At 36.3% G+C, this 12,060-nt stretch carries 11 protein-coding genes; 2 read left to right on the top strand and 9 right to left on the bottom strand.

Annotation, left to right across the window (positions count from 1 at the left end; all coding sequences use genetic code 11):
- Positions 1 to 19 precede the first annotated feature (19 nt).
- Positions 20 to 1,003, bottom strand: coding sequence for a FecR domain-containing protein (locus GJV03_RS20390; protein WP_154130991.1), 984 nt, complete (start codon positions 1,001 to 1,003; stop codon positions 20 to 22).
- Positions 993 to 1,541 (bottom strand): sigma-70 family RNA polymerase sigma factor, encoded by a 549-nt coding sequence (locus tag GJV03_RS20385; protein ID WP_154130990.1) that lies wholly within the window; start codon positions 1,539 to 1,541, stop codon positions 993 to 995. The genes GJV03_RS20390 and GJV03_RS20385 overlap by 11 nt, the downstream gene beginning before the upstream one ends.
- A gap of 171 nt (positions 1,542 to 1,712) precedes the next feature.
- Between GJV03_RS20385 and GJV03_RS20380 the strand changes: the two genes are divergently transcribed.
- Positions 1,713 to 2,321: a biliverdin-producing heme oxygenase gene (locus GJV03_RS20380; protein ID WP_105714065.1), complete on the top strand. Its 609-nt coding sequence runs from the start codon at positions 1,713 to 1,715 to the stop codon at positions 2,319 to 2,321.
- 638 nt (positions 2,322 to 2,959) lie between these two features.
- Here the strand turns inward: GJV03_RS20380 and GJV03_RS20375 are convergent.
- Together GJV03_RS20375 and GJV03_RS20370 are read right to left on the bottom strand one after the other, a co-directional pair.
- Positions 2,960 to 4,348: an MFS transporter gene (locus GJV03_RS20375; RefSeq protein WP_154130989.1), complete on the bottom strand. Its 1,389-nt coding sequence runs from the start codon at positions 4,346 to 4,348 to the stop codon at positions 2,960 to 2,962.
- Between the two features lie 258 nt (positions 4,349 to 4,606).
- Positions 4,607 to 5,224 carry a TetR/AcrR family transcriptional regulator gene (locus tag GJV03_RS20370; protein WP_154130988.1) on the bottom strand — a complete coding sequence of 206 codons (618 nt, stop codon included), beginning with the start codon at positions 5,222 to 5,224 and terminating at the stop codon, positions 4,607 to 4,609.
- Between the two features lie 341 nt (positions 5,225 to 5,565).
- On the opposite strand from GJV03_RS20370, the gene GJV03_RS20365 reads away from it, so the two are divergent.
- Positions 5,566 to 5,799: a hypothetical protein gene (locus GJV03_RS20365; protein WP_154130987.1), complete on the top strand. Its 234-nt coding sequence runs from the start codon at positions 5,566 to 5,568 to the stop codon at positions 5,797 to 5,799.
- Between the two features lie 126 nt (positions 5,800 to 5,925).
- Here GJV03_RS20365 and GJV03_RS20360 read toward each other — a convergent pair whose 3' ends face one another.
- From GJV03_RS20360 to GJV03_RS20340, 5 genes are all read right to left on the bottom strand, one after another.
- The gene (locus tag GJV03_RS20360; RefSeq protein ID WP_154130986.1) at positions 5,926 to 7,881 is read right to left on the bottom strand and encodes an alkyl sulfatase dimerization domain-containing protein; all 1,956 of its coding nucleotides are present in this window, start codon (positions 7,879 to 7,881) and stop codon (positions 5,926 to 5,928) included.
- A gap of 156 nt (positions 7,882 to 8,037) precedes the next feature.
- A complete protein-coding gene (locus GJV03_RS20355) occupies positions 8,038 to 8,655 on the bottom strand; it encodes a TetR/AcrR family transcriptional regulator (RefSeq protein ID WP_151958083.1) in 618 nt (205 codons plus the stop codon).
- 101 nt (positions 8,656 to 8,756) lie between these two features.
- Positions 8,757 to 10,130, bottom strand: a complete 1,374-nt coding sequence (locus GJV03_RS20350; RefSeq protein WP_154130985.1) for a hypothetical protein — start codon at positions 10,128 to 10,130, stop codon at positions 8,757 to 8,759.
- A gap of 630 nt (positions 10,131 to 10,760) precedes the next feature.
- Positions 10,761 to 11,372, bottom strand: coding sequence for an isoprenylcysteine carboxylmethyltransferase family protein (locus tag GJV03_RS20345; RefSeq protein WP_154130984.1), 612 nt, complete (start codon positions 11,370 to 11,372; stop codon positions 10,761 to 10,763).
- A gap of 210 nt (positions 11,373 to 11,582) precedes the next feature.
- Entirely contained in the window at positions 11,583 to 11,996 is a 414-nt protein-coding gene (locus GJV03_RS20340) for a hypothetical protein (RefSeq protein WP_154130983.1), read from the bottom strand.
- Positions 11,997 to 12,060: the final 64 nt, after the last annotated feature.

Raw genomic sequence — 12,060 nt, 5'->3', positions numbered from 1 at the left:
AACCAAAATAACATTTTTGTTATTTTGAAGTAATATAAATCACATGATCGCCAAGCTTGGTTATTTTAATTGGGTATTGAGTTACCAGCAATCGTAGCGTTTGATCTAAATCCTGCTTCGCATTAATCACACCACTGACTTTATAATCTTTTAAGGTCGAATGATTAAATATTAAATATTGATGATGATAACGCCCTAAGTTGGTCAGTAAATCAGCTAAAGGAAGTTGATCTGCCAGTATCTGATGTTTATCCCAAGCAAACTCAGTAGAAGCAATATCCAACTCAGAAATCGGGCTTAAACCAAGTGCGTCAGCGCTAATTTTTTCGCCTTGCTTGACTACTTCTACTTGAGAATTTTTAGCCAATGAACGGGTTTCAACCTTTGAATGCAACATATTCAACACACTGCTATTCGCGTACTGATAAACTATAAATCGTGTACCGAGCGCTTTAAAATCTGCTTGAGCTGTATGAACGATCAGAGGTCGTTGTGGGTCTTTGGCAACATCAATATAAATATCCCCTTGAACTAAATTGATTTGTCTTTTTTCAGCAGTAAAATCAAGTTTAATGGCAGATTTTGCAGCTAAAGTCACTTTGGAACCATCTTCCAAGGTGATCGAATGCATTTGCCCAATCTCAGTTTTATAATCAGCCGTGTAGTAAGACATCATTGTTGAATGAGCAGTGAAATAGACAACACCGCCGATACTCACACAAAACAGCAAGACTTTGCTAAATAATTGTAAAATATGTTTTTTACTTTGCTGACTGACTTTCATTGAATTGCGAACGTTTTGACTGGATATGCCATGCGTTGTCGAAAACTGCTGCATCGTTTCAGAAAAATTAAGCATTTGATCGAGTTGATCATGATGTTCAGGATACTTGCTTCGCCACGCTTCAAACTCAATTTGCGCTTGTTGACGTTCATGCAAATCATCAGTATTTAAACGAACAATCCATAAAGCCATTTCTTTCTGTAGCTGCTTAGCGTTCATCTAACTCTAGCTCAAGCAAGTTGTTTTTCGCCTCATAACATAACTGTAAACATTCGGCTAAATAGAGCTGTGTCGTGCGTAATGATTTACCAATCTCAGTGGCAATTTCACTCTGACTATAGCCTTCAAAGTAATACATGATAAATGCTTTTCGAGTTAGTGCTGTTGTATCCTGTAAAGCAATGGTAAGAAAATCTAAAATAAGTACAGCCTCTTCAATTTGATTTGAAGTGATTAAAAGATCTTGATCATCTGCATGCTGTTTGAGTGTTTCTAAATAATTCTGCTCTAAAATATAACGACGATGCTTATCAATCAGCACATGTTTTGCGACATTGACCAGATATGCACGCGGTTCCTGAATAGAAAAAAGCTGTTTGCTTTGCAGCAATTTGACAAAAGTATCTTGAACCAGATCTGCGGCAGTAAAAGGATATCTGACACGCGAGTTCAGCCATTGTTTCAGCCAATCATGGTGATCCAAATACATCTCTTGCAGTATTTGCTGTCGCGATGGTGTGGGGAGAATTGGGATCATAAAATTAAATTAAAAATTCTAAACAATAATAATTATCGTTTACATTTTATGATTTGTAAATGCTATCCTAAAGAACTTTTTTTGTAGGCTCTGTTGCGCTTTTTATCCAGTTCATTCGTCATCTCTCATATAACCCATTTTTTCATAGACTTTTTTAAATAAGAGAATTACATGAATCAAGCACTGATCACCGAACCCAATACGCAACAAGAACTCAGTTTGGCTATGCAGCTCAAATTACAGACTGCAGATGAGCATGAAAGAATGCATACACTGATGGCAAAGGCAGACGTATTTTCTAGTTTAGAAAAATATGCCTTATTCACTTTGTCACAGTATTATTTTCAATTGGAAATCGAACATTTATTTCAACAAGATCAAGTGGCTTTACATATTACCGACCTTGATATTCGTGGTCGTTCTGCACAAGCACTGTTAGATCTACAAGATTTAGCTATTCAACCTCAAGGCCAAACTTTAGAAAGCTTAAATGTGACTTTCCCTGCTGCTTTAGGCTGGATTTACGTTTCAGAAGGATCAACTTTAGGCGCGGCATTTTTATTTAAACAAGCTCAGCAACGCTTAGGCTTAAGTGCTGAAAATGGTGCACGCAATTTGGCAGCTTACCCTGAAGGTCGAGCGAAGGTTTGGAAACGATTTGTGCAAGCTTTAGATCAAGCCGAACTCAGCCCTAGCCAGAAAGATGAAGTTATTCAAGGAGCGCTTGATGCATTTAAATATTTTGGCAATGCCTTAATCAATTTAGAGCAACTTAAGTAAATTTATTCTATAAAAGTTAACTCATCTGATGGTAGGAGCTTGCAAAGCCACCTATTACAGTGAAAATTTTTAATTCATTTGTGTAAGCAATAGACCTTTCATAAAGCAAAAAATGATTATATGGAGTGAATCATATTGGATTGAAAAGTCCCTTCTCCCACTGGGAGAAGGCTAGGATGAGGGGCTTTTATGTTGATTTAGGTTTTAAAAAGGACTGATGAAAGAAGCCTAATATCTTACTCTTGTAATGTCTTATCTTTGCACTACAAACAAAAAAGTGCTCTGTTTTTGCTAATGTTGAACAAGGGATACTCCTATACGCCACGATAGCTACGCCTTGTTGGATTCAATGAAGAAAAGGTACTTACACTGCCCAGCCTAGGTTGCAAAGTTTTAATTCATTTTGCATAAACAATAGATCTTTCATAAATCAAAAAATGATTATATGGCGTAAATCATTTTGCTATTGAAAGTCCCTTCTCCCGCTGGGAGAAGGCTAGGATGAGGGGCTTTTATATTGATTTACAGTCTTAAAAAGGACTGATAAAACAAGAGAACTGAGTCAATCAGTGCTCTTGTTTTATTTAGCTCTATTCGTGTCAATGCAGTTGCTCCCTGCAAAGTAACAGTGAGAAAATCTAAATTGAGGCTTGTTTCTGGCTATATAACATAAACAAAATAGACAGTAGAAAGAGTCCACCCATCAACATGACCGTGACATGGAAAGCCAGCAATTCAGCAGATTGTAAGCTGTTGCCCTGCTGTTGAGATAAGGTGGTTACAACGGTCATTGCTGTACCTAATACTGCAATCCCAATTGTCATTCCCAATTGGCGTAGTGTATTTAAAATGGCTGCGGCAAAGTTTGCATCTTGTACTTGTACACTGCCCATGATCAATGTACTTGAACCCGGAACGATCAATCCCATACCAATTCCCATAAGTCCACTACAAAAGATAAATAGCGCAAAAGATGAATCGGTTTGAAAACTCATCATAGCCAACAATGCAGTGCCTGCAATTGCCAAGCCCAGTGTTAATAAGCTCGCTACGGTAAAACGCTGGTGTAATTTGGAAAAGGCAATTGAAACAAACGCCTGTGTTAAAAACTGTGGTGCAATCAACCAGCCTGCCTGTGCTGCAGTTAACTCAATCTGATTTTGATAAAACAAAGCAAATATAAATAACGAACTATATCCTGCAAATCCTAAAATAAAAGAAATCGCGTTATAGGCTAAAAAACGTTTATTTTTAAATAAATGATTGGGGATCAATGGATGAGTGGCATGTTTTTGTTGCCATACAAACGCCATACTTGCCAAGATAAACAAGAAAATACTCAGCATAAACCAATGTGCTAAATGCACATGTTGTAATGCGATAATGCTATACGTTAATGTGACAATCGCTACAGCACTGTAGAGCAAACCTAAATAATCAAAAGGTACAGGCACCGATTTCTGATCCGCCTCAATACCATAATAACCCAAGTAAATCGTTAGAATCCCAACAGGAAGATTGAGCCAGAAAATACTTTGCCAACCAAAATGATGTACCAATAATCCACCCATCAGCGGACCAACAATTAATGAAAACGCACTAAAAGAACTCCAGCGACCGATTTCACGCGCTTTGTCTTGCGGTTGATGAAAATGATGCACCATAATCGCCAATGCCAAAGGGATTAAAACTGCACCAGCCACCCCCTGAATCATTCGTCCAATAATCAACAAACTAAAATTGCTTGCCATCGCACAAATCAATGAACCCACGATAAAAATGATCACACCCAGTAACCATAACTTTTTACGCCCTATACGCTGGCTTAATGCTCCCACCGCTAACATTAAACTCGATAGACTTAAAGCATAGCTATCTATCACCCACTGTAGATCCGCCATATCACTATCAAATTGGTTTTGAATACTTCCAAGTGCAAGATTGACACTGCTTAAATCCACCAAACACAGAAAGGTACTGATATAGAGCGCTAAAATAAGATAAATCGGCTGGCGAGATGCATTCATACATCACCTAGATCATTTAAATGAGAATCATTATATTATACACTGACCGACGGTCGGTCAATGTATAAATACCCACTTAAAACCCAAACCTTTTATTTTTTATAGAGAGTCTTGAAAGCGCTTTTAAAGATCATCACTGATCACAACTCAACCAAAATGGTTAACTTTAAAATGTATATTTTCGGGTTCTAATTAAAATTGATAATAAAAGAATATCAGACGAGAAGCGATTTATACGATTCAAGATAATGCTGAAAGTCAGCCATCATGATGGAGCATTTTTAAATATTGCATTGCAATTTGCTGAGAAAAATCTGTGCTATCTTGTAGTTGATTGGCAATTGCTTCATCTGCAACCCCATGCACACCTGAATAAATCAACAAAGCTGTTAATCTTGGCTGTTCTAAATGCCAAATACCCGCCTGCTGCCCTCCATTTAAGATTTGCAGCAGTTGTTCCAATATCATATTTTTTTCATTATTTTTTCGTTCATGGTGATGTGCACCAAAAACAATATCATGTATAGCATAGCTTTCGAGGTAGGTTTGTATATTGGCAGAGACCCAAACCTTAAATTGACTGACCCAATCTTCAGCATCACATGTTGCAACAGCTGTATCTAAGGCCGCGATAAAAAAATCGATATAACGTTTTTTTAAGGCTTCAACAATATGCTGTTTCGATTCAAAGTAATGATAAAAGGTCCCTTTAGCAACGCCCACACTGGCAATAATTTCACTAATCGTGGTGGCTTCAACGCCTTTTGCTAAAAAAAGCGTTTGTGCAGCATTCATCAGCTCATCAATTCGGACTTCTGCTGGCTTGGTTTGCCTTTTTGTCACCTGAGTAGAAGCGACTTGAGATTGTGATGACATACTTCTCTATTTTCTACACGCAAGAATTTAATTATAGATGAGCCTTATCTAATTCACAATTCAAGCTAATACGAGTTCCCGAATACATCAATGTGGATATAATCCTAGTTCAGTCATACCAAATAATTTTTTAGCTGATAAAGAGACTTGTTCTTTTAAATTTTCTAGCGAAGATAGACATACTTTAAATACTTATGATGGATATTAAGTAACTAAGAATAAACTATTATGCTTTTGATTGGATCAGTGATATTAGGTGTTTTAAAACTTTAGGAATAAAAGAAATCGTGCTCTTAGGGCCACTTTAAAATGGGATTTCAATTTTTTATTGGCATTAATCCATGAATACAAATCTTCATTTAGCAGTCCAATTTGTTCTAGGTGCTTTTACAGTTCAAGATATAGTTGGTGATACTTTAGATTGGCGATATATCATGTACTCTCATCGTCGATTTAACTTATCCATTGGTGTACAAGATAAAATCAATGAGGCAATTCAATGTTGCATTGAGCAAGGCTATCTAACCCATGATCATAGATTGACTGAAAAAGGGTTTATGAAACTGAGAGCGTAAGAAAATAAGATTACCCACAATTTACATCGTGGGTAATCTTTAATTGCCTCTAAAAGTAATTACTTTCCTTTCGCAACCAACTCTTAATTTTTCAAATGAAAAACTTTTAAGCTTCGTCATTTCCCTCTAACCATTTGGTCGAGTCACAATTGGGAAAATCGAATCTGGACGTTTAAACATGGCAAAGAATTTTCCAATTTTCAATGGATTGCCTTTGACTTTACTGTCTTTAGACAGCAGGACTTTTACCCCTTCTATTTGACCTGTAATCATTTTTAGATATAAGGGCTTGGTTACGGTTAATGTTGGGCAATCCGATGCCAAATCTTTACTGTCATCATGACGCTTAAACTGCATGACTGAGTTTTCAACCCATAATGAAAAATTCTCTTGGGTATCCGACAAAACCAGATTGATACACTGGTTTTCATTTTTTAAATTTTCCACATCTAAATTTGTCGCCATGGCTTCAAGAAATCTTTCAGTTGGCGTGTGAATCAATAAATCACTCGGATCAGAAGTGTTTTGTAGGGGTACATTATTTTGTAGCTCTTGAGCGCCCACCAAAAAGAAATTACGCCAAGTTGAAGCCTCAGCAGCATAGCCCAATTGACGATAAGTATTTGCCAATAAGTCTTTTGCTTGCTGGTTCTGAGGGTTATTCAACACAATATGTTTTAAAATCTCGGCAGCCCATCTATAGTCAGCTTGAGCATAAGCATCCTGCGCATTTTTCAATGCATTGTTCTCACCACCTGCCAACTCAATATATTTTTTTGCAACAGATTTAGGCGGTAATGGATCTAAATTGGAAGGATGGGCATCGAACCATCCCATATAATATTGGTATACCGCTTTTACATTATGCTTAAGGGTTCCATAATAGCCATGCGCATATAGCTTTTGATCAAGTGCCGCTGGAAGCTGAATTTTCTCAGCAATTTCAGCACCATTAAAACCAGAGTTCATATATCTTACCGTCTGATCATGCGTAAACTTATAAACATCTCGCTGGGTTTTAATAAAATCTTGAATATTGTCATTGCCCCAGACCGGCCAATGATGCTGTGCGATCAATACATCTGATGCTTTAGCATGCTGCATTGCTTGGTCTAAATAGCCCACCCATTTTAAGGCATCACGTACTTTAGCACCTCGAAGGGTATAAAGATTATGCATGGTATGCGAAAGAATTTCTGCGCCATTATAAAGTTTCAGTGATGGAATAAAGAATGTTAATTCAGCAGGTGCTTCTGAACCCGGCACGTTATAAAACACAAAATCCAAACCATCAATGCTCATTTTCTGTTCTGCTTGGGTGATCAGTTGTGTAGGCTCAAGGATTCCCATTTTCCCAACAGCAACAGCCTTACCTAAACCAGTATCCACCAATCCTTCGGCGTTCTTAGGTAAAAAAGTTCCATACATATAAGTCGCACGACGTATCATGGCTGAACCTGCCATCACATTTTCACTGGTCGCTTCTTCCATAAAGCCTTGTGGTGCAATAATTGGAGTTTTTCTTGCGTTAATTTCTTCTGTAGAAAGAACCCCCAACGCTCCACCAAAGTGATCGATATGGCTATGGGTAAAAATAATGGCTGAAATTTTTTGCTCACCTAAATGCTGCCTAGCAAATTTAAGTGCTGCTTCTGCCGTTTCTTTGGAGGTTAATGTATCCACAATAATCCAGCCAGTATCACCCTGAATAATGGTCATATTTGCCAAATCAAAACCACGAATTTGCCAAACTCGATCTGTCACTTTAAATAGACCAACATTATTGTTTAGCTTTGCTTGTCGCCATAGCGCAGGATTAACAGTATTTGGGGCTGGATCATTTAAAAAATTAAATGCATCAAAATCCCAGATCACATTGCCTTTCTCACTTTTAATTTGACCCGTTGGTTTGGCAATAAAACCTTTTTGCGCATGATTAAACTCTGTCATATCGTCTAAATTATATTTACTTTTATAAGCATTATTTGATTCAATGACCGCTTCTTCGACTTGCCCATTTGCTGCCAAAACAGAAAATGGCAAAATAAACATCAATGAGACTGTTAAAAATTTAATTTTCATTGTCATTCCTTTTTTCAAAATATCCATAATTTTTGATTTTCTAATCCGTACTGTTCTTTTCATTCGGCATCTCATACGACGACTTTATCTCGCTATAAAATCCTTTACCCTCCACAAGTTAATTCATCGTCGCTTTTAATTGACTATAATTTTGGCTTAATCGTAATGTTGATTTACCTTAAAACGGATTCCACCTTCAATATAGTCTTTTAGATATTTACCCAGCAGTTTGTGGTCTTTCACATTGGTCGGCCAAAAGTGTTCAAGACCAATATCACTGACCACATTGAGAATGGTATTGAAGGTAAAGAGTACTTTTAATGCAATCGCATCAGGCTCTGAATCGGGCAAAGCCAGTTGTAATAAGTAGACCGCTTTATCTGAAACAGGTACTAGCGTTTTTACAACAATGATACGCCCTTCATCTCCTGCACTAATCGTTTTAGAAAAGAATTTTAAATAATGTATGCCATTTTCCTGTAAAAGAATCTTCACCATCGGGTTCATCAAGGCATCTACCACCTCGGACACTTGTACCTGTTCAGGTTGAATTGCATTTAATAGCGCAAGACTGTCGGTAACATAAGGTGTCATAACATGATCTAGCGCAGCTTCAACCAATCCCCATTTAGATTTGAAGTGGTAATATAAAGCTGATTTGTTTGCCACTTTTGCAGTTTCATTAATTTTCTGTACAGACAAAGTTTCGATATTGTTCTGAGAAAACAGAACAATCGCTGCCTCGATAAGCTTTTCTTTGGTTTGATTACTCATCACATTCCATAGAGAAAATAAAAAGAGAGGTCTCTTTTATATCAAAAATGATAAAAAATAAACCAGTCACTCAATAGACTGGCTTATTTTTAACGGAAGGATTACGAACAACCTTTGGCTTCAAATTCCTCTTTAGAGGTGTAGTTAAGCTCTGGTAAATAATCACCCATCACCGTCTTTTCATCTCCCCAAACTTTGGTATTTTGAATGGCTTGATTAAAGTTTGAATACGGTAATAAATTTCTCATAATCAAGAAACCGACATCATTATGCCCTTTCTCCACAGCATCTGGACCAGTATAACCATCACCACGCGGGCTTAAAGGCAAATAAGAAATCCCACATTCTTCTGTGGCATTCTTTGGTCGATCTTCGGGTAATGATACAACAAGGGTATAAAAACCATTTTTGTCTTTATGCTTCATTTGCTCGTCATAAATACAGAAGTTGGTTGCTGTCGAAATCAGTTCATTGGTACAAATCGACCAATAACGAATATCGCCTTTTGCTAAAGTGGTTTCATTACCAGAAGTTGCTGCGATTTGTGGTAGTTTACCTTTCACCACAACCACCTTACCAAGCTTGCGGCTAATTACCGAAAAGGTATATTCATTATCTGGTGTAGCCCATTGATTTAGCTTACGTTCAGTTTTAAACCCTTCACACTGATCTAGGTTATGTTTATAAATACAACTAATATTCGCAGGTCCGTTATAAGCGGTATACCATGTTGGTTTCAATTGTGCAGGAAAACCAACATAAGGTTGTTTATTGTATAAACTTAAAATCACGCTCAAAGGTGTTTGTACATTATCCAAAGCTTTTTCTTTGACTTTAAGGACTGTACAGACCTCAGCACCTGTTTTGATTTCACCATTGGCTAACTGTACTTTATAGCGCGGAAAATTGACTCCGCCTTTCTCATTAAAGCCTTTATTCGGCACATAAACACGATAGATTAACGCCACTTCATTGCTGTCTGTTTTAGGCGCATATAAGGTATTTTCTTTAGGTGATGCAGGTAGATCGCCTAACACCAACTCAGCTTTAAATCCTCTTTCTTTATTTAAGCGGTTATTACCCACAATAAAGGGATTGGTCACACCTTGATTGGGCTTAATATTGACATCCACCAGAGAATTAACGCGCTCTCCTTTGGCTGTATAGCTAACCAGAGAGGTGTGACGAGCGTAAGGATAATCACCATCGATAAAAACTTTTGCGCCTTCTGGCACTGTAAATTCACTCGACCAGTAATTTACATTGGAGTCTGGAAGCGCATAATTCATTGGATTAGCACCACCTGTTCCATCCTTACTCGAAACAGCATTTTGCCACATACAATCCGTCAGTTCTGCTTTAGGCGGTTGAGTTACACGTTCTGAATCATCATTGTCATTACAAGCACTTAAAGTGATTGAACCCATAACCGTTGTCAGCAGTATCCCTACTTTTAATTTATTCATCTTTTCCATAACTTACGTCCCTATGTCTCATGTTCTTTAATCCTAGAACGATGGTGACTTCATTTTAATTTTAATTGATCACTTCAATGGACTGGTTTTTAATCCACTTAGATTAAATATAATAATCCACTTAGATTAATTTTCAAGCGGTTTTTTTCTGATCTATTTAAAAAGTGCTTTTTGACATGGATCAACAGCATTTCCTGTTGGTGTTTAAAGCAATTAAAAATGAGGAGAACCTAACAGCTACGATCTTTTAATTCGTCATCCCTTACTTAGATAGATGAAGCAAAACCCTTGCTAAATTGCTTAAAAATATCGGCTCTGTATTGAATTCTTCATTTTAAAAGAAAAATAAAATAGGGAAAAATGGCGAAAAAAATTCTTTAAATTGAAAAAAAAATACATTCGATCTTTTTCATAAAGCAAAAAATGATCATCTGGAGTAAATCATATGGGTATTTAAAGTCCCTTCTCTCGTTGGGAGAAGGCTAGGATGAGGGGATTTTATATAGATTCATGCTTATTCAGGTTAAAAATCATCAATCCAATATATCCACCCTAGAGTACCCAATAAAAATTTACTGAATACTCTAGGTATAAATTTCTCTCAATTCAGGTTAATAAAATAAAAGCGGACTAAAACATATTAAAATAAATAGGAAAAACCCCTAACAATCGAAGCTCTTCAAACAGTTGTACAAATGCAGCAACCCAGAAAAACCAGATCACCTGAGTTAAGAACAACCTAAAATGTTTGGATGACACTTGGCAATATTGCGGTTCAGAATAGTTTTTAAAACTCGGCCAAAAGCGTGGTGTAGTTTGAGTATAATTCAAATACAATTGATCAAATTTTTTCCTCAAAAAACGCTCTTCTTGACGTATGACAAAGTAATAATAAACTAAAAACAACAAGCTAAAAGCCACAGGAAAGAATAAGGTTTCGGTTAAAAACATAATCCCCAGTGCAGCTAAAAAACTAAAGAAATAGAGTGGATTTCGGCATATGGAATATGGACCATCCATAACTAACTTTGCGTTTTTATGACCTAAAATATAGATACTGCACCATATCCGTCCCATCGCACCAATTCCTACTAAAAACCAACCGAGCAACCATAAAAGATGCTCAATCAATGGAAAAGTGTCGTGCCATAGACCAAAACTAAAAGCAATGATAAATGCCAATACAAAACCAATAACTCTTGAACCCATGGTCCTTATTCTGGAAGAAAATATAATACTCATATTATTTTCTCCCACAACAAAATAAACCATATTTTCTCAAATAAAATTTCGCATGACCCTTAATCAATTTTAAATAATACAAAGTACTTATTTTAAACGTAAAATTTAAATACGATGATTCCACAAAATAACATATAGATTTTTTTTGACTAAACATTTAAATACTCCTCAGCATATACGAAAAATATAAAATGGTGGGAGCTGTTTTAGCTAGCCACCGTATAGCTGCTTGAATTTAGGAGGAGGAGATAAATTATTTAATTCAGGGGATTGATATAAATTCAACCATCTGTATCTCTGAAAAATGAGAAGATTAAAAAATGGGTTGAATGTATTTTCAAAATAGCGTTCAATTTTTAAATCAGCAAAGTTCGATATGAAATTACATTTATCATTTAAACAAATATTTTGACAAAACTGATTTATTTCATTGTTATATCTTATTTTTTCAATATTTCTTTCAACATCACTTATGGCAATAAGTGATTCTTTATCATCAATATTTTGTTTTATATGGGATTGAGTCGAAATTTCATTAAGGCATAAAGATTCAACCACATACCAGACATTCTGAAATGTAAATTGAAACATCAATAGCCAAACAAAAAACAGCTTCTTTCCCATTACAACTTTCTGTAAACAATATTCATGATATTTAAAAACTCAACCAAGTAAGTTACTGCTCTAC

Origin of the sequence: Acinetobacter sp. RIT698, from assembly GCF_009668065.1 — a bacterium.
Taxonomy (GTDB): Bacteria; Pseudomonadota; Gammaproteobacteria; order Pseudomonadales; family Moraxellaceae; genus Acinetobacter; species Acinetobacter guillouiae.
Note: the sequence above shows the minus strand (reverse complement) of the source record. Positions and strands in the feature narration are given on the sequence as shown.

Bases quoted from the DNA above. Each gene is read 5' to 3' on its own strand.
- GJV03_RS20355 (WP_151958083.1), bottom strand. From the start codon at position 8,655: ATGAGTAATCAAACCAAAGAAAAGCTTATCGAGGCAGCGATTGTTCTG.
- GJV03_RS20385 (WP_154130990.1), bottom strand. From the start codon at position 1,541: ATGATCCCAATTCTCCCCACACCATCGCGACAGCAAATACTGCAAGAG.
- GJV03_RS20365 (WP_154130987.1), top strand. From the start codon at position 5,566: ATGAATACAAATCTTCATTTAGCAGTCCAATTTGTTCTAGGTGCTTTT.
- GJV03_RS20350 (WP_154130985.1), bottom strand. From the start codon at position 10,130: ATGGAAAAGATGAATAAATTAAAAGTAGGGATACTGCTGACAACGGTT.
- GJV03_RS20390 (WP_154130991.1), bottom strand. From the start codon at position 1,003: ATGAACGCTAAGCAGCTACAGAAAGAAATGGCTTTATGGATTGTTCGT.
- GJV03_RS20370 (WP_154130988.1), bottom strand. From the start codon at position 5,224: ATGTCATCACAATCTCAAGTCGCTTCTACTCAGGTGACAAAAAGGCAA.
- GJV03_RS20345 (WP_154130984.1), bottom strand. From the start codon at position 11,372: ATGAGTATTATATTTTCTTCCAGAATAAGGACCATGGGTTCAAGAGTT.
- GJV03_RS20360 (WP_154130986.1), bottom strand. From the start codon at position 7,881: ATGAAAATTAAATTTTTAACAGTCTCATTGATGTTTATTTTGCCATTT.
- GJV03_RS20340 (WP_154130983.1), bottom strand. From the start codon at position 11,996: ATGGGAAAGAAGCTGTTTTTTGTTTGGCTATTGATGTTTCAATTTACA.
- GJV03_RS20380 (WP_105714065.1), top strand. From the start codon at position 1,713: ATGAATCAAGCACTGATCACCGAACCCAATACGCAACAAGAACTCAGT.
- GJV03_RS20375 (WP_154130989.1), bottom strand. From the start codon at position 4,348: ATGAATGCATCTCGCCAGCCGATTTATCTTATTTTAGCGCTCTATATC.